Raw genomic sequence first — 17,506 nt, 5'->3', positions numbered from 1 at the left:
GCCACCACGTCTACAGCCACCGACGCACCCTCAATCTGTTCAAGATGGAAGTGAGGGAATCAAGCTGACCAAATCACAAACTCGCCGGGGCCCTGCGCTTCTGCTGAGGGCCCCTCCCGCTCTCCGTTTCGACCGCCGTCCAAGTAGGGCGCAAGTCGCACCCAAGATCGTTTGAGGACACTTCTCTGGGAGGTCCCCTGGGGGAGAAACCATGTTGGCCGGTGACCGGACACGACCGCGCGGGAATCTGCGGCTTCGCACGTTCACGCTGTTCCGGCCCAACTTTCCCCCCCCTCGGGCAAGGAAGTCAAGGAGAAAGTCATGAGAACACGCGGAATCACCGGTGCGGCGGTCGCCGCCGCCCTGGCCGGTGGGCTCCTTGTCCCGGCCCTCCCGGCCTCGGCCGCCGACCAGCCACCGGCGACCACCATCAGGATCAGCAAGAGCCTCGCGCCACAGACCAGCACCAACCTGTTCCTCAAGTGCCCCGACACCCACCCGTGGTACACGACCTCCGTGTTAACCGGCAAATACACCTGGTCGGGAACCCCGCCCTACCCGCTGAAGGAACACCGGCAGCAGTTGTCCGTCTTCTTCAAGAACGAATCCCGCTCGAAGGACATGCCGGCTGAGATAAAGCTGGAGTGTACTTCGGTCAGGCCGTTCTAGGGCTTACCGCAGTCGTCTTCGCAGGCCCAGGAAATCGTTTCACCTCATATCGCTCCGCAGCTGAATCCAACGATGCCGGGCAGCCGGTTGACCACGGAATCCGCTAAGGCGTGAAGAGTCACTTCAGTTCTGTGCCACTTCAGAAGTGGCGTCGGCAGGAAATCGTGTGGAGTCGCATTTTCGCCTGAATGCGACAAGAAAGTGGAGGTCTCCGTGTCAGGGAATACGGAACTTACTGATCAAGACTCTTCGGCGCGGCATTCCGAGACGAGGTCGGCTTCCCTACCCGATACGCCCGCCGCTCCTGCCGCCTTTTCTGTCGTCCCTGGGCCTGCACGGGGCCTGTCCGTGCTGGAGCCGCGCACGGTACTGACGGCTTCCGAGCTCTACTCGCGCATCTGCGTGAGAGATCCCTACTTCGCTCTACAGGACGTCACGGTCACGGGGCATGGCGAGGTGGCGGCCAGGGTGCCGGTGCAACAGGACCCGGACATGGAGGCCAGCCCCATCGCCATCGCCGAAGCAGGCCGCCACCTGGCGATTCTTGGCTCATGCGCCGCAGCCGTGGTGGCGCCTCGGGAGGGCCGGCACTTCTACCTGGCAACGGGCGCCCGCGGGAAGTGGCTGAACCCGGAGCCGCAGGCGCGCGCCTCGGAGTTGCGGGGCTCGGCGCGTGCGGAGCACACCAGCGAGCGCACCGCCAGAGCGCACACGCTGCTGTACTCACCCGACGGCACTCCGCTGATGCGCTTGGATGTGGACTACGACGTGCTGCCGGCCGCCACCTTCACGCGCCTGTTCGCCAAGGCGCGTGTGGACATGCGTCGCGAGCCGCGCCTCGACGACGGAGTCCAGCGCTCGCCCGAGGAGTGGGCCGAGGTGCGGCAGAACCCGTACGGCGAGCCCCTGGCACTGCGTGACTGGTACCCGGACGGCGAGTGCCTCAGTGCCACATTGGGCCCGGTGACAGCGGACATGTGCAAGGGCCACTTCGCCTTGCACCCGGCGATGCCGGTGGCCGTTGTCGCCGGTGGCATGACGCGAGTGGCCGCCACACTGCTGCGCCGGCTGGAGGGCGCGCCATCGGCCCGCTGCGTGACGAAGGGCGTGCGCTTGGTAGCGCATAGCCTCGCCTACGCGGGGCAAACGGTGAGGTTCAAAGCGCACCGCCGTACACGCGAGGGCGCTGACCATGACTTCCGCTGCTGGGCCGAGGTGGACGAGCGCGTGGTGGCGGAGCTCGACATCACCTTCACCCGTGTGAACTGAGGCCCCTCAGTCCTGGGCGATCATCGACCAGTCCGGCTTTGTCGAAATCGCTCCCCCGCGTTGAACCGCCGCAGCGGTCCGGATCGGACCGCGCTCACCCAAGGGCAGATGAGGATCGATCAAGGATCATTCCTCGTCTCCTCGTCAGTGAGGTCCCAACGCGAGCCGTAAGCGTCGCGGCCCCGGGGTTCGAGACGGCCTGCGGGCCGGTCTCCCCCGGGGTCGTGACACCAACGTTAAGGGGGCGGGTTGCGCAGGCCGTCCACCGCCGACCCGGCTGCCCTTCCCCTGGACGAATGGCGCGGGCCGACCGCACTTCGCGAGGGGTCCGGCCGCACTTCGCGAGGGGTGAGGACGCGGGAGCTCAGGCGGTGTGGCCCGCGCGCAGGAGGCCGTACGTGACCGCCTGCTCCAGGGCCTGCCAGGAGGCCTCGATGATGTTCTCGTCGACGCCGACGGTGGCCCACTCTCCCCGGGAGTCGCTGGAGGTGACCAGGACCCGGGTGACGGCGTCGGTGCCGTGGGTGCCCTCAAGTATGCGGACCTTGAAGTCGATCAGCTCGACCTCGGCCAGCTCGGGGTAGAGCTTCTCCAGCCCGAGGCGGACGGCGCGGTCGAGGGCGTTGACGGGGCCGTTGCCCTCGCCGGTGGCGACGATGCGCTCGCCCTTGGCGTGCAGCTTGACCGTCGCCTCGCTGACGACGTCGCCGCCGGGCCGCCGCTCGACGATGACCCGCCAGGACTCGACGGTGAAGTGGCGCTTGCGCTCCCCCCTTACCGTGTCGCGGAGCAGCAGCTCGAAGGACGCGTCGGCGGCCTCGAAGGTGTGGCCCTTGGACTCCAGGTCCTTCACCCGGTCGACCAGCTCGCGGGACTGGCCGGAGGTCAGCTCGTACCCGAGCTCCTTGCCCTTCAGCTCCACGGACGCGCGGCCGGCCATGTCGGAGACGAGCATGCGCATGTCGTTGCCGACCTGGGCCGGGTCGATGTGCTGGTAGAGGTTCGGGTCGACCTTGATCGCGCTGGCGTGCAGGCCGGCCTTGTGCGCGAAGGCGGAGACGCCGACGTACGGCTGGTGGGAGTTCGGCGTGACGTTGGTGACCTCGGTGATCGCGTGCGCGATGCGGGTCATCTCGGCCAGCGACTCCATGGGCACCAGGTCGAAGCCCCGCTTGAGCTGGAGGTTGGCGACGACGGTGAATATGTTGGCGTTGCCGGAGCGCTCGCCGTACCCGTTGGCGCAGCCCTGCACGTGGGTGGCGCCGGCCTTGACCGCGGCAAGGGAGTTGGCGACGGCGCAGCCGGTGTCGTCGTGGCAGTGGATGCCGACGCGGGCGCCGGTGGCGACCGCCTCGTGCACGACGTCGGCCAGCTCGTCAGGGAGCATGCCGCCGTTGGTGTCGCACAGGGCGACGACGGCCGCCCCGGCCTCGGCGGCGGTGCGCAGGACCTCCAGCGCGTAGGCTGGATTGGACTTGTAGCCGTCGAAGAAGTGCTCGGCGTCGAGGAAGACCCGCTGTCCCTCCGCACGAAGGTGAGAAACCGTGTCGCGGATCATCGCGAGGTTCTCCTGGAGAGTCGTACGGAGGGCCAGCTCCACGTGCCGGTCGTGACTCTTGGCGACAAGGGTCACGACCGGCGCGCCGGATTCGCGCAGGGCGGCCACCAACGGGTCGTCGGCTGCCTTCACTCCGGCTCGGCGGGTCGCGCCGAACGCGGCGAGCTGCGCGTGCTTCAGGTCGAGCTCTGTTTGAGCCCGCCGGAAGAATTCGGTGTCCTTGGGGTTGGCGCCGGGCCAGCCGCCCTCGATGAAGCCCACGCCCAGGCCGTCCAGGTGGCGTGCGACGGCGAGCTTGTCGGCGACGGTGAGGGAGAGCCCCTCTTGTTGCGCGCCGTCGCGCAGCGTCGTGTCGTACACGTGGAAGCGGTCGTCGGCCATGGTTTCGTCTCCTTCGAGGGGGTGCTTTTCGTTCGCCGCGCGCGGTTTCCGCCTAAGGCCGGAACCTGGCCCAAACAAAAAGACCCCTCACGGACGTGAGAGGTCTGCGCGCTGGCGGTGTCCCTTTTCAGCCAGCGCGCCTGCTGATAATGAGCAGACCGTAGAACATGGTGCTACGAAGTGTGCCACACCTCTTCACCATGTGGCACATCGGTCTCACCATCCGGGACGTACGGGGCTGATGTCTTGAACCGGCCGCGCCCGCGCGGTTCGCCGTCCCGGGGCCTCCGGAGGGCGGAGAATAGCCCGCATGAAGGCTTTCTCATTCATCAACGCCGACGTCGCCGAGTACATCGTCGGACACACGACCCCGCCCGACGACGTCCTCAAGGAGCTGGCCGAGGAGACCCTCACGGCCACGGGGGACAGCGCCAGGATGCAGATATCCCCCGAGCAGGGCACCTTCCTGACGATGATCACCCAGATCAGCGGGGCCCGCAACGTCGTGGAGATCGGCACGTTCACCGGATACTCCTCGATCTGCATCGCCCGGGGCCTGGGTGGCGACGGCAGGCTGACCTGTTTCGACGTGAGCGACGAGTGGACCTCGATCGCCCAGAAGTACTGGGAGAAGGCGGGCGTCTCCGGCCTCATCGAGCTCCGGCTCGGCCCCGCGGCCGAGACGCTCCAGCGGTTCCCGGTACGGCCCGAGGTGGACCTGGCGTTCATCGACGCGGACAAGGCCGGCTACCCGGTCTACTACGAGACGATCATGACCCGGCTGGCCCCCGGCGGGATCATCCTCATGGACAACACGCTGCGCCACGGAAGCGTGGCCGACTACACCGACGGCGAGGCCGCGACGATGCGCGACTTCAACGACCTGGTCATGAGGGACACCCGCGTGACCAGCACCCTCCTCCCCATCGCCGACGGCCTGACCTTCATCCGCAAACATTGACGAATTCCGGGCGGACCGTAACCCGAGCGATCGGCGTGAACGACGAATCGGCGTTGACGGGCGGTCGGCGTTGACGGGCGGTCGGCGTTGACGGGCACGGTGAGCCCGGCCGGGGACCGGCCGGGCTCTCACGTGCCGCGCTCTCGCGTGACGAGGTCAGCAGATCTTGCGGACCCAGTCGTGGGGGTCGGGGCGGGTGCCGTACTGGATGCCCATGAGCTCGTCGCGAAGCCGCAACGTGAGCGCGCCCGGGGTGCCGTCGCCGATCGTCCAGCCGCCCTCGACGCCCTTGACGGACCCGACAGGGGTGATCACCGCGGCCGTACCGCAGGCGAAGACCTCCGTCAGCTCGCCCGACTCGCACCCCGCCCGCCACTCCTCGATGGAGATCTTGCGCTCCTCGGCGGCGAGGCCGAGGTCGGCGGCCAGGGTGAGCAGGGAGTCGCGGGTGACGCCGGGAAGCAGGGTGCCGGTCAGGTCGGGGGTGACCAGGCGGTCGCCGAAGACGAAGAACAGGTTCATCCCGCCCATCTCCTCGACGTAGCGGTGCTCGAACGCGTCCAGCCACACGACCTGGTCACAGCCCTGCGCCACGGCCTGCCGCTGCGCGACGAAGGCCGCCGCGTAGTTGCCGCCGCACTTGGCGAAGCCGGTGCCACCGGGCGCGGCGCGCGTGTAGTCCTGGGAGAGCCACACGGAGACCGGCTTGACGCCACCCGAGAAGTACGCGGCGGCGGGTGAGGCGATCACCATGTACTTGAAGGTCCTGGACGGGTAGTTCACGCCCAGCGCCGGCTGCGTCGCGATCATGAAAGGACGCAGGTAGAGGCTGTGGCCCTCTGTGGTCGGCACCCAGTCGCGGTCGGTCTGGACGAGGAGCTCCAGCGACTCGACGAACGTCTCCTCGGGCAGCTCGGGCATCGCCATGCGGAGGGCCGACCTGTTGAAGCGGGCCGCGTTGGCGAACGGCCGGAAGCTCGCGATCGAGCCGCCCGCCTGCCGGTAGGCCTTGAGTCCTTCGAAGAGCTCCTGCGCGTAGTGGAAGACCGAGGTGGCCGGGTCGAGCGTCAGCGGACCGTACGGCATGAGGCGGGCGTCGTGCCAGCCCTGACCCTCCGTCCAGTCGATCGAGACCATGTGATCGGTGAACGTCTGCCCGAACCCCGGATCCGCCAGTACCTGCTCACGCTCGGCCGGAGTGCGAGCGGCGTCGGAGAGCTGCACGTCGAAGCTGAGCTGTTGAGCGGTGGTCATGTCGAAGATCCTTCTCTTCTCTGTTGGTCTCGCCTGCATCCATTCTGCGACGGACCAGGTAACGGGAAACTACTGCATCAACTGGACATACGGGAGTGTGTCGTCGAGGGCGTCTGCGTCACTTGGGTCCTGGACACGAAAAAGCGCATGGCGGCCCGTACGGGGCCACCATGCGCTTGGTCGGCGTCGGGTAGCCCCTCAGCCGGCTACTCGTGCGGTGATGTCGTCGCCGATCTCCCTGGTGGTGCGGGGCACCCAGGCCACCTGGCGCTCGACGAGGTCGTCGGCGACGGCCTGCTCCACCCGGGCCGCGTCGGCGGCGAAACCGAGATGCTCGAGGAGCATGGCCACCGAGAGGATCGTGGCGGTCGGGTCGGCCTTGCCCTGGCCGGCGATGTCAGGGGCGCTGCCGTGCACGGGCTCGAACATGCTGGGCGTCCAGGAGGCGGACCCCGGAGGCGCCGGGTTGACGTTGCCGCTGGCGGCCAGGCCGATGCCGCCCGCGATGGCCGCGCCGAGGTCGGTCAGGATGTCGCCGAAGAGGTTGTCGGTGACGATCACGTCGAACCGCTGCGGCTGGCTGACGAAGAACATCGAGGCCGCGTCGACGTGGCAGTAGTCGGTGGTGACCTCGGGGTACTCGGCGGAGACCCGCTCGACGACGCGCGACCACAGATCGCCCGCGTAGGTGAGCACGTTGGTCTTGTGGACCAGCGTGAGCTTCTTACGGGGCCTCACCATCGCCTTCTCGAAGGCGTAGCGCACCACGCGCTCGACGCCGAAGGCGGTGTTGAGGCTCTCTTGGGTGGCGATCTCCTGCGCGGTGCCCCTGCGCATGACGCCGCCGGCCCCGGCGTACGGCCCCTCGGTGCCCTCGCGGACGACGATCATGTCGATGTCCTCGGGCCGGGACTTGGCGAGAGGGGTCTCCACGCTGGGGAAGAGCTTGATCGGCCGCAGGTTGACGTAGTGGTCGAGCTCGAAGCGCAGCCTGAGCAGCAGATCACGCTCAAGGACACCGGGCGGGACGCTCGGATCGCCGACCGCGCCCAGCAGGATCGCGTCGAACACGCGCAGCTCGGCGAGGGTCTCGTCGGGAAGGGTCTCGCCGGTGGCGTGGTAGCGTGCGGCGCCCAGGTCGTAGGTGGTGGTCTCCACCTTCAGGCCGACCGCGTCGAGGACCTTCAGGCCCTCGGCGACCACTTCACTGCCGATGCCGTCACCCGGGATGACCGCCAGACGGATGTTTTGAGAATCCCGCATGCTCGTACCCTACCGTTCCGTCTCGGAACTCGAACACATGGTCTCACATACCGGACAGGCGTCGTGGAGCCCTACCCCGGCGGAACCTGGGCCACGGCGCGCTCGAAGACCAGGTCGCGGGCCGTCGTGAGGCCCACCGCCAGCGCACCGAGCAGCACCGCCTCGGTGCCGAGCGTGGAGGCCTTGATCATCGGCACGCGCAGCGCCACGAGGTCGCGCAGGCATTCGGTGACCGGGCCGATCAGCAGGTCGCCCGCCTGGACGCCGATGCCCCCGCCCAGCACCACCAGCTCAGGGTCGAGCACGGCGATGACCCCCGCCAGGGCGTGGGCGATGTGGTCGGCCTCGGTGGCGACGACCTGACCCGCGAGGGGGTCGCCGGCGCGGGCGGCGTCGAAGACGTCCTTGGCGCTGGTCACGCCGGTCATGCCGAGCCGGGAGGCGAGCGCCACGACCCCGTCGGCCGAGGCCACGGACTCCAGCATGCCCCGCCCCCGGTTGACCAGCGGGTCGCCCTCTCCCACCGGGAGGTAGGAGATCTCCCCGGCCGCCCCCTGGGCGCCCCGGTAGAGCTTGCCGTCGATGACGACGCCCATGCCGATGCCGGTGCCGATCCAGACGAGGGCGAAGTGGTCGACGCCCTGGCCGAGGCCGTAGGCGCCCTCCCCCACGGCGGCGAGGTCGACGTCGTTCTCGACGACGTACGGCGCGTCGGCGGCCACACCCCCGAGCAGCTCGACCGCCCCCGGCCGCTCCCAGCCGGGGAGGTTCGGGGCGAGCTGGAGGGAGCTGGTCTCCTTGTCGTGGATGCCGGGCGTGCCGAAGACCGTCAGCGTGATGTCCGCGACGGCCGCCCCGGCCTCGTCGGCCAGCTCGCGGGTCAGCTCCCCGAGCCTGGCCACCAGCTCGGCGGGCGTCTCGCCGCCCTTGCGGTGCTCGTCCCTGCGGGCGGCGATGTCACCGACGAGGTCGGCCAGGGCCAGCCGGACGAACTCCCTGCCCACGTCGACGGCCAGCACCCAGCCCGCCTGCGGCCGGATCTCGTACAGCAGCGCCGCGCGCCCGGCGTTGCCGGTGCGCAGGCCGATCGCGCGCACGAGGCCCGCGCGTTCGAGATCGGCGAGGGCCATGGAGATGGTCGGCTTGGACAGCCCCGTGGCCCGCGCGAGCTCGGGCCGCGAGACCTTCCCCAGTTTGAAGATCTCCCCGAAGACCGCGCGCTCGTTCATGACTCGCAGCACCGCCGTCGTGCTCGCCGTACCGCCGATACCCACCACGCCCCCAAGACTGGCACACGCTTTACCTCGGCAAGGTCCCGGACGAAGTTTGTTAGAGACCTTGCCAAATTTCTATGCGCAGTTCAGCATGCTGCCAAGCACCTGAAGTACCTCCGAACACCCTGAGAGGCAGTCATGCGGGCGAAATGGTTCGCGATTCCGTTTGCGATAGCCGTACTGGCCACCGGTTGCGGTGGTTCCACCGACAAGGCGACCACGGGCGGGACGGGCGGCGGAGGCGACAAGGCTCCGACGATCGCGCTCTTCCTGCCCGAGTCCAAGACCACGCGGTACGAGGCCTTCGACAAGCCCCTGTTCGAGGCCAAGGTCAGCGCGCTCTGCGCCGACTGCAAGCTGCTCTACTCCAACGCCGACCAGGACGCCGCCAAACAGCAGCAGCAGGTGGAGGCCGCCCTCACCCAGGGCGCCGACGTGCTCGTGCTCGACGCCGTGGACGCCGCCGCGGTGGCGCCCCTGGTGAACCAGGCCAAGCAGAAGAAGGTCCCGGTCATCGCCTACGACCGGCTGATCTCCGGCATCGGCTACGACTACTACGTCTCGTTCAACAACGTGCGGGTCGGCGAGATGCAGGGCCAGGCCCTGCTGGACGCGCTGGACAAGAACGGCACGACGGACAAGGGCCAGATCGTCATGATCAACGGCGCGACCACCGACCCCAGCTCCGCGGACTACAAGAAGGGCGCCCACAACGTCCTCGACGGCAAGGTCAAGGTCGGGCGCGAGTTCGACACCCCCGACTGGAGCCCCGACAAGGCACAGCAGGAGATGGAGCAGTCCATCACCGCACTCGGCCGCGACAAGATCGTCGGAGTGCTGTCGGCCAACGACGGCATGGCGGGCGGCGCCATCGCGGCCATGAAGCGCGCGGGGTACGACCCGACGCTCCCCATCACCGGCCAGGACGCCGAGCTGGCGGCGGTCCAGCGCATCCTCACCGGCGAGCAGTACATGACCATCTACCTGGACATCAGGAGCGAGGCGGAGAAGTCGGCCGAGCTGGCCGTGGCGGTCGGCAGGGGCCAGAAGCCCTCGGCCACGACCACGGTGAACAACGGCACCGCGGACATCCCCTCCTTCCTCCTCGACCCGATCGCGGTCACCGCGGACAAGGTCAAGGACACCATCGTGAAGGACGGCTTCTACAAGGCCGCCGACATCTGCAAGGGCGAGACCGCCGCCGCGTGCGCCAAGGCGGGCATCAGCTAGATGATCCGCGCGAAGGACATCTCCAAGCGGTACGGCGCGGTCCAGGCCCTCGAAGGGGTGGACCTGGACCTGCCACCGGGCGAGGTGGTGGCCCTGGTCGGCGACAACGGCGCGGGCAAGTCCACACTCGTCAAGGCCATCTCCGGCGTCCTGTCACCGGACACCGGGGAGATCACCATGGACGACCGGCCCGTGCGCATCGGCAACCCCCACGACGCGCAGGCCCTCGGCATCTCCACGGTCTACCAGGACCTCGCCCTCTGCGAGAACCTCGACGTGGTGGCCAACCTGTTCCTCGGGTCCGAGCGCCGGCGCTGGTCGGTGCTCAGCCACATCCGCATGGAACGGGCGACCCGTGACCTGCTCACCCAGCTCGACGTGCGGATCCGGGACATCCGGGTGCCGGTCGCCATGCTCTCGGGCGGCCAGCGGCAGTCCGTCGCGATCGCCCGCGCCCTGATCGGCGAGCCCCGGCTCGTCATCCTCGACGAGCCCACCGCCGCCCTCGGCGTCGAGCAGACCGCCCAGGTCCTGGACCTGATCCGCAGGCTGCGCGACCGGGGGCTCGCGGTCCTGCTCATCTCCCACAACCTCGCCGATGTACGGGCCGTCAGCGACCGCGTCGTGGTGCTGCGCCTCGGGCGCAACGCCGGCGAGTTCCGTACGGCGGACGCCTCACAGGAGTCCATCGTGGCCGCCATCACCGGAGCCGCCGCATGAGCGCGACGACCATGAACCCGCCGCGCAAGCCGTTCAGCCCGAGGCAGGCCATCGAGCGCGCCCGGCGGGGCGACCTCGGGGCGTGGCCCGTCGTCGGCGGGCTGATCGCGATCGCCGTCGTCTTCGGCTCGCTGAACGAGCACTTCCTGTCGCCGGAGAACCTGACCAACCTGGCCCTGCAGATGGCGGCCACCGGGACGATCTCGCTGGGCATCATCATGGTGCTGCTCCTCGGCGAGATCGACCTGTCCGCCGGATCGGTCAGCGGCCTGTGCGCCGTCGTGATGACCATCCTCAACGTGCGGCACGGCTGGAACCCGCTGCTGTCGATCGTGGTCGCCGTGGTCGCGGGGGCGGTGGTCGGCCTGTTGCACGGGTTCCTGTTCACCCGGATCCGGATGCCCTCATTCGTGGTGACGCTGGCCGGGCTGATCGGATGGCAGGGGCTGTTGCTGTACCTCCTGGGCGAGGGCGGCACCATCAACCTGCCCTTCGACGGATTTATCGCGAAATTGAGTGACACGTGGCTACCGCCGTGGCTCGCCTGGACGCTCGCCGTCGTGCTGGCAGGCGCCTACGCAGGGTCCCTGCTGCTGAGCCGGTGCCTCCGCCTGGCCGCGGACCTGCCGGTGAGCCCTGCCTACTGGACGGCCGTACGGGTCGGCGGCCTCGCGTTCGTGCTCGCGGGGGCCGTGCTCGTCCTCCAGGCCGACCGGGGCGTACCGTTGCTGCTGGTCATCTTCGGCACGCTCGTCGTGGTGCTCGACCTGGTGCTGCGCCACACCGCCTTCGGGCGCTGGATGTACGCCGTGGGCGGCAACGCCGAGGCGGCGCGACGCGCGGGCATCAACGTGACCCGTATCCGCCTGCTCGCCTTCGTGCTGTCGGCGAGCCTCGCGGCGTTCGGCGGCATCCTGGCGGCCAGCCGCCTGTCGGCCGTGAACCAGAGCTCCGGCGGCAGCGACATCCTGCTCATGGCCATCGCGGCGGCGGTCATCGGCGGCACGTCCCTGTTCGGCGGCCGGGGACGGACGTACGCGGCGCTGCTCGGCATCCTGGTGATCCAGTCGATCACCAACGGCATGCTGCTGCTGAACGTGGACTCCTCGGTGCGCTACATGGTCACCGCGGGCGTCCTCGCCCTCGCCGTGGCGATCGACTCGCTCGCCCGCCGTGGAAACGCCCAGTGAGCGGGCCGTTCGTCCTGGGCATCGACTTCGGCGGCACCAAGGTCGCCCTCGCCACCGCCTCGGCGGACAGCGTCGACCGGCCGCTGCGCAAGGTACGGCTGCCGACCCTGGGCGGCGAGGGCGCCAGGCAGGTGCTGCGACGGTCCCTCGACGCCGCCCGCGATCTGGCGGACGGGCCAGGAACGCTCCAGGCGGTCGGGGTGTCCACGTTCGGCGTGGTCAGGGGTGAGACGGTCCGGCTCGCGCCGACGGTGCCCGGCTGGGAGGGCCTGGAGCTCCCCCGGCTGCTGCGCGAGGAGTTCGGGGACACCCCGGTCGCGATCGACAACGACGTCAACGCCGCTGCCGCCGCCGAGCTGCGCTGGGGCGCGCTCCGCGGCGTCCGTACGGGCCTTTACCTGAACCTCGGCACGGGCCTGGCGGCGGCGCTGGTGGTCAGCGGGGAGGTCGTACCCGGGGCGCACGGCGCGGCGGGCGAGATCGGGTACCTGCTCAGCGGGCCCGGCGACCCCGCCTTCGCCGAGGGCCACGCCCCCCTGGAGGAGGTCGTCTCCGGGCACGCGCTCGCGCGGCGGGGATCGGCCCTGCTGGGCCGTACGGTGAGCGCCGCCTCGCTCTTCGAGGTCGCCGGAGACCCCGCCGTACGGGCTCTGCTGGACGGCGCGGTGGAGGCGCTCGCCATGGCGGTCGCCAACGTGTGCGTCGTGCTCGACCCGGAGCGCGTGGTCATCGGCGGAGGGCTGATGGGAGCGTCGAGCCAGATCATGCCCCGGCTCACGGCCGAGATCCGGCGGGCGGTGCCGTTCCCGCCCGAGATCTCGGCGGCCAGGTTCGTCGACGACGCCCCTCTGTACGGCGCGCTGGCGCTCGCCCTGACGGCGAAGGGGTGACAGGAGTCCCCGGGGGAGGGGGACGGCCGGCCGATCGGATCGCAAGGACCGGCCGGAGAGGGCTTCGGGGGAGCCGTCCGCTAGCGGACCGGCACGCCGCCGTTGTCGCGCCGGTCGAGCGCGGTCTGCACGGGGTCGGGCGCCTCGTCCTCGGGACGGTGCTCTTCCGGACGGTTCCAGGGATACATGTCATACATGGCAAGGTCTCGCTCACTGGAGAGCGTGCGCACGGCGCACGCGATGGGGACGGGAAGGCGGACTCCGGTCACGAATGCGGACCGGACTCCTGTCCCTGATCCGGATCGCGGATCGGAACTGGTCTCACAGCCGACATGCGCCACACACCGCGGCGGGTCGCCGGCCTGCCCTGATCAGGCCCCGCCGCGGCAGGTAATGAGTACGGATACCTGGCGCGTCATCGCCCACCACGTTACCTGCCAGTAGGCCAGGTGTCTCGTAGGACGACCTAGTATCTCACTGTGTGAGACGACGAAGGCCCACCACCCGGTGGGTGATGGGCCTTCTCGTGGGCGCCCCGTCCAGCCCGTGAGACCGTACGGCTCGACCGGCGGGACGGAACGCGGTGCTCAGTCGGCGAGGTCGACCGTGCGCCCGCCCTCGGCGCCGATCTCCTGCACGATCTGGTCGGCGACGTCGGCGGAGATGGCGGAGTCGACGGTCAGCGCGATGAGGGCCCTGCCGCCCTTGGCGTCCCGGGCGACCTGCATCGAGGCGATGTTGACCTGACGCTCGCCAAGGATCTTGCCGACGATGCCCACGATGCCCGGCCGGTCGGCGTAGGTGAAGAACGCCAGGTGGTCGGTGGGCTCGATCTCCATCTGGAAGCCGTTGATCTCCACGATCTTGGTGACCTGGCGCGGGCCGGAGAGCGTGCCCGACACCGAGACCGTGCGGCCGTCGGCCAGCACACCCCTGACGGTGACGACGTTGCGCCAGTCGGGGCTCTCGTCGCTGGTGACCAGCTCCACCGTGACGCCGCGGTCCTTGGCGAGCAGCGGGGCGTTGACGTAGGTCACGGCGTCCTCGACGACGTCGGTGAAGACGCCCTTGAGGGCGGCGAGCTCCAGCACGCGCACGTCGTGGGCCGCGATCTCGCCGCGGATCTCGACGTCGAGCCGGGTGGCCACCTCACCGGCGAGGGCGGTGAACACGCGGCCGAGCTTCTCGGCCAGCGGGAGGCCGGGCTTGACGTCCTCGGCGACGGCGCCGCCCTGGACGTTGACGGCGTCCGGCACGAACTCGCCGGCGAGGGCGAGCTTGACGCTGCGCGCCACCTGCGTGCCGGCCTTCTCCTGGGCCTCGTGGGTGGAGGCGCCCAGGTGCGGGGTCACCACGACGCTGTCGAGCTCGAACAGCGGGCTGTCGGTGCAGGGCTCCTTGGAGAACACGTCGATGCCGGCGCCGGCGACCCTGCCCTCCTTGAGTGCGGAGTAGAGCGCGTTCTCGTCGACGATGCCGCCGCGGGCGACGTTGATGATGCGCACCGACGGCTTCACGGTGTGCAGCTCGCGCTCGCCGATGAGCCCGACGGTCTCCTTGGACTTCGGCAGGTGCACGGTGATGAAGTCGGCCTGCATGAGCAGCTCCTCCAGCGACACCAGGCGCACGCCCATCTGGGCGGCCCTCGCCGGCTGGAGGTAGGGGTCGTACGCGATCAGCTCGACGCCGAAGGGGGCGAGGCGCTGCGCGACGAGCTGGCCGATGCGGCCGAGGCCGAGGATGCCGATGACCTTCTCGTCGAGCTCGACACCGGTGTACTTCGAGCGCTTCCACTCGCCGGCCTTGAGCGCGCTGTGGCCCTGCGCGACGTTGCGGGCACTGGCGAGGATCAGGGCGACGGTGTGCTCCGCGGCGCTGGTGATGTTGGAGGTCGGCGCGTTGACGACCATGACACCGGCCTTGGTGGCGGCCTCGACGTCGACGTTGTCCAGGCCGACCCCGGCCCGGGCGACGACGCGCAGGCGAGGCGCGTGGGACAGCGCCTCAGCGTCCACCTGGGTGGCGCTGCGCACGATGAGCGCGTCCACCTCGGCGAGGGCGGGCAGGAGCTGCGATCGGTCGGCGCCGTCTGCGTGACGGACCTCGAAGTCGGCCCCGAGCACGGCGAGACCTGCTTCGGAGAGCTCCTCTGCGACCAGGACGACGGGCTTGTTCACTGGTGGGTCCTTTGGGAAGCGCGGATGCACGGACAAGGTTCGAGTCTATCCGCGCTTGTGAAACCTCTCACGAACGTCCCGGCATCCGAGACGGCGGCGCGTACCCATCTAAACTGGATCCACGCGCAAGCCGCCATCTTGGTATTGATCACAACATTTCTTGACGATTAGGCTGATAAGCTGTGTCCCACTACCTATCGTTTGTCGTATGAGCATCGGGAACCCCGCTCTCGGAGAACTGCTCGCGCAGCATGGCAGCCCCCACCGGCTACTGGCGGCCCTTGCCGAGTGGGGCATCCTGGTAGCCGTGCGGCCGGACCGCTCCGTCGTGCTCGGCACGACGCAGGCCGGCGACCGTGTGCTCCTCGGGTACACCGACCCGAACACCTACGCGCGGCACCGTGGAAACCACTCGCTGTCGGCCTGTGACGCCGACACCATCCTCGACATCCAGCGCGTCACGGGCGTGCGCGAGATCGTCATCGACGCCGCGGGACCCGCGGCGGCGGCCGTCCCCATCGAGGACCTCCAGCGCTACCTCGCCGCCACCCGCAGCGGCCGGCACGCGCCGGCCCTGTCCAGCGCGTCACCCACGGCGTACGCCACGGGCGCGATGGCGACGGTCTCGCGGCACACGACGATGTCCAGCTCGCCCGTCCTGGAGCGGAAAGAGACGCTCAACTCGCCGGTGCCGCAGAGCCCCCCGGACGCGCCCGCGCGGCCGTGGATCCCCGCCCCGAGGCCCCACCTGTCGGGCCCGATGCAACAGGTCGACCCGGGGTACAAGCGGTGCGTCCACCCGATCCTGCCCGCGCTGCGCGTGGCGATCTCCGAGTTGCTCCGTGACTTCCCCCTGGTCCACCACGTGTGGATCTCCGAGGCCCGGACCGTCTCCGGATCGTCGGGGATCATGCTCCACGTCAAGGTGCACATGCGGGCGGCCGAGGACATCGTCAGGGACCTGCACCGCATGGTCCGCGCGCGGCTGCCGCAGCTGGCCGCCAGCGAGGCGCCCGTGCTCATGGCCCGCGTCGCCGACGCCAACACCGAGCGCCGCATGATCGAGCTCGGCGCCCACGTCGTCTGCGCCGACGTCTCCGACTGCTGACCGGCCACCGGTCCCGGCGTCACCGGGGTCCGGCCGGCCACCGCCGTCCACGGCCACCGGCCGTCACCGCCGCCGCTGTGGACTACACCTGGGCTGGAATGCCCGTGATCGGGCGGAACGCCGGTGATTGGGGCTGGCGAGCCAACGCCGGGTGGGCTGTAATTACGCAATGATCCCTTCGGCGGCGGCATCCCGGCCCCAGGCCGTCTCGCGAGGCGTGCGGCTCGGCTACGGTGTGGGCTCGTTCTGCACCGCGACATTCAGCGCCATCCCGGGCCTGCTGCTGTTGTTCTACCTGACCAACATCCTCGCGGTGCCCGCCTGGCTGGCCGGCGTGGTGGTCTTCGCGCCCAAGGCCTGGGATCTGGTGATCAACCCGCTGGTGGGCCAGTGGTCCGACCGCACGGTCTCGCGCTGGGGCCCCCGCCGGCCCTGGCTGCTCGCCGGGGCGATCATCCTTCCGATCGCCTTCGCGCTCACGTTCATGGGCCCACCCCTGACCGGGACTCCGGCCGCCCTCTTCGTCGGCCTGTTCTTCCTCATCGCCGCGACCGGGTACGCGCTGTACGAGGTGCCGTACAAGGCGATGCCCGCCGAGATGACGCACGACTACCACGAACGCACCTCGCTGCTGCAGTGGCGCATGATCTTCATCGCGCTCGCGGTGGCGCTGAGCGGCATCATCGCCCCCGCCATCGCGGCGCACTCCCTCGACGGCTACCGCATGATGGGGGTCATCTTCGCGGCCGTGCTGCTCGTGTCCATGCTCGCGTCCTTCTTCGGTACGGCCCGCGCGCCGCTGACGGGCAGCGCCGAGCCGGAGGCGACCCTCCGGGCGCAGCTCGCGGCGGCGAAGGCCAGCCGGCCGTTCCTCTGGCTGCTCGGCCTGTCGAGCGCGCAGACGCTGGCCGCGGGCGTGATGCTCGCGAGCGCGCCCTATTTCGCCTCGTACACGCTGGACGACCCCTCGGCCACCAGCACCCTCTTCGCGGCGCTGGTCGGCCCCATGCTGATCACGATGCCCCTGTGGGTGTGGCTCGCCCGCAAGATGGACAAGCGGGGCGCGATGATCCTCGCGGGGGCGCTCTTCATGGCCGGGGCGCTGCTCGCGGCGCTCACCCCGGTCTTCGGCTCGCTCTACGCCCATCTGGCGACGTTGGTCATCGGCGTGGGGTACGCCGGTCTCCAGCTTCTTCAGTTCTCCATGCTGGCCGACGTGATCGCCCACGACTCCACGACGAGCGGGAAGCGCAGAGGTGGCGTCTTCACCGGGCTGTGGACGGCCGTCGAAAGCGCGGTGACCGCTCTCGGAGCCCTGGTGGTCGGCGGGGTGCTGGGGGCCGGAGGCTTCATCTCCTCCGATCCCGAGCACCCCGTCACCCAGCCCGGCAGCGCCCTGACCGCCATCGTCCTCACCCAGGCCGTCATCCCCGCCGTGATCATCCTCACCGGCATCCTGATGACCCTCAAATACCACCTCACCGCCGCCCACCTCGACGAGGCGACCCCCGCCGTCCCCACCCCGGCCGAGTGACGACGCCTTTACCGGCCCAACGCGGAAA

Annotated in this window: 15 protein-coding genes and 1 pseudogene; 9 read left to right on the top strand and 7 right to left on the bottom strand. The window is 69.6% G+C overall.

The annotated features are described in order from the left end of the window. The first annotated feature begins 321 nt into the window (after positions 1–321). Together ACGFIV_RS22770 and ACGFIV_RS22765 are read left to right on the top strand one after the other, a co-directional pair. The gene (locus tag ACGFIV_RS22770; protein WP_358553345.1) at positions 322–669 is read left to right on the top strand and encodes a hypothetical protein; all 348 of its coding nucleotides are present in this window, start codon (positions 322–324) and stop codon (positions 667–669) included. A gap of 348 nt (positions 670–1,017) precedes the next feature. Further along, the gene (locus tag ACGFIV_RS22765) at positions 1,018–1,938 is read left to right on the top strand and encodes a hypothetical protein (RefSeq protein ID WP_358553347.1); all 921 of its coding nucleotides are present in this window, start codon (positions 1,018–1,020) and stop codon (positions 1,936–1,938) included. Between the two features lie 364 nt (positions 1,939–2,302). Here the strand turns inward: ACGFIV_RS22765 and cimA are convergent, their stop codons facing one another. Then, positions 2,303–3,877 (bottom strand): citramalate synthase, encoded by a 1,575-nt coding sequence (cimA, locus tag ACGFIV_RS22760; RefSeq protein ID WP_358553349.1) that lies wholly within the window; start codon positions 3,875–3,877, stop codon positions 2,303–2,305. A 310-nt stretch (positions 3,878–4,187) separates the two neighbouring features. On the opposite strand from cimA, the gene ACGFIV_RS22755 reads away from it, so the two are divergent. Next, entirely contained in the window at positions 4,188–4,838 is a 651-nt protein-coding gene (locus ACGFIV_RS22755; RefSeq protein ID WP_358553351.1) for an O-methyltransferase, read from the top strand. Positions 4,839–4,994: 156 nt separating this feature from the next. Here ACGFIV_RS22755 and ACGFIV_RS22750 read toward each other — a convergent pair whose 3' ends face one another. From ACGFIV_RS22750 to ACGFIV_RS22735, 4 genes and pseudogenes are all read right to left on the bottom strand, one after another. Continuing rightward, complete coding sequence (locus tag ACGFIV_RS22750) at positions 4,995–6,092, bottom strand: branched-chain amino acid aminotransferase (RefSeq protein WP_358553353.1); 1,098 nt, start codon at positions 6,090–6,092, stop codon at positions 4,995–4,997. Positions 6,093–6,290: 198 nt separating this feature from the next. After that, positions 6,291–7,355 (bottom strand): 3-isopropylmalate dehydrogenase, encoded by a 1,065-nt coding sequence (locus ACGFIV_RS22745; protein ID WP_358553355.1) that lies wholly within the window; start codon positions 7,353–7,355, stop codon positions 6,291–6,293. 71 nt (positions 7,356–7,426) lie between these two features. Beyond that, positions 7,427–8,359, bottom strand: a complete 933-nt coding sequence (locus tag ACGFIV_RS22740) for an ROK family protein (RefSeq protein WP_392837468.1) — start codon at positions 8,357–8,359, stop codon at positions 7,427–7,429. A gap of 99 nt (positions 8,360–8,458) precedes the next feature. Further along, positions 8,459–8,584, bottom strand: a pseudogene (locus tag ACGFIV_RS22735) (sugar kinase); the annotation flags it as partial. Between the two features lie 183 nt (positions 8,585–8,767). Between ACGFIV_RS22735 and ACGFIV_RS22730 the strand changes: the two are divergent. From ACGFIV_RS22730 to ACGFIV_RS22715, 4 genes are read left to right on the top strand one after another with little or no spacing between them, the layout of a single operon-like run. Continuing rightward, a complete protein-coding gene (locus tag ACGFIV_RS22730) occupies positions 8,768–9,859 on the top strand; it encodes a substrate-binding domain-containing protein (RefSeq protein WP_358553359.1) in 1,092 nt (363 codons plus the stop codon). After that, the gene (locus ACGFIV_RS22725) at positions 9,860–10,579 is read left to right on the top strand and encodes an ATP-binding cassette domain-containing protein (RefSeq protein ID WP_358553361.1); all 720 of its coding nucleotides are present in this window, start codon (positions 9,860–9,862) and stop codon (positions 10,577–10,579) included. Continuing rightward, on the top strand, positions 10,576–11,769 hold the full coding sequence (locus tag ACGFIV_RS22720) for a sugar ABC transporter permease (RefSeq protein WP_358553363.1): 1,194 nt from the start codon (positions 10,576–10,578) through the stop codon (positions 11,767–11,769). The genes ACGFIV_RS22725 and ACGFIV_RS22720 overlap by 4 nt, the downstream gene beginning before the upstream one ends. Then, positions 11,766–12,659 (top strand): ROK family protein, encoded by an 894-nt coding sequence (locus tag ACGFIV_RS22715; protein ID WP_358553365.1) that lies wholly within the window; start codon positions 11,766–11,768, stop codon positions 12,657–12,659. Before ACGFIV_RS22720 ends, ACGFIV_RS22715 begins: the two co-directional genes overlap by 4 nt. 80 nt (positions 12,660–12,739) lie before the next feature. Here ACGFIV_RS22715 and ACGFIV_RS22710 read toward each other — a convergent pair whose 3' ends face one another. Beyond that, entirely contained in the window at positions 12,740–12,928 is a 189-nt protein-coding gene (locus ACGFIV_RS22710) for a hypothetical protein (RefSeq protein ID WP_358553366.1), read from the bottom strand. A gap of 318 nt (positions 12,929–13,246) precedes the next feature. Further along, positions 13,247–14,836, bottom strand: a complete 1,590-nt coding sequence (gene serA, locus ACGFIV_RS22705) for a phosphoglycerate dehydrogenase (protein WP_358553368.1) — start codon at positions 14,834–14,836, stop codon at positions 13,247–13,249. Positions 14,837–15,044: 208 nt separating this feature from the next. On the opposite strand from serA, the gene ACGFIV_RS22700 reads away from it, so the two are divergent. Then, positions 15,045–15,944 carry a hypothetical protein gene (locus ACGFIV_RS22700; protein ID WP_358553370.1) on the top strand — a complete coding sequence of 300 codons (900 nt, stop codon included), beginning with the start codon at positions 15,045–15,047 and terminating at the stop codon, positions 15,942–15,944. A 169-nt stretch (positions 15,945–16,113) separates the two neighbouring features. Further along, a complete protein-coding gene (locus ACGFIV_RS22695; protein WP_358553372.1) occupies positions 16,114–17,478 on the top strand; it encodes an MFS transporter in 1,365 nt (454 codons plus the stop codon). Positions 17,479–17,506 lie beyond the last annotated feature (28 nt).

Origin of the sequence: Sphaerisporangium sp. NPDC049003 (genome assembly GCF_043197795.1) — a bacterium.
In the GTDB taxonomy this organism is placed as follows: Bacteria; Actinomycetota; Actinomycetes; order Streptosporangiales; family Streptosporangiaceae; genus Sphaerisporangium.
This window is presented reverse-complemented; position numbering and strand designations above follow the sequence as displayed.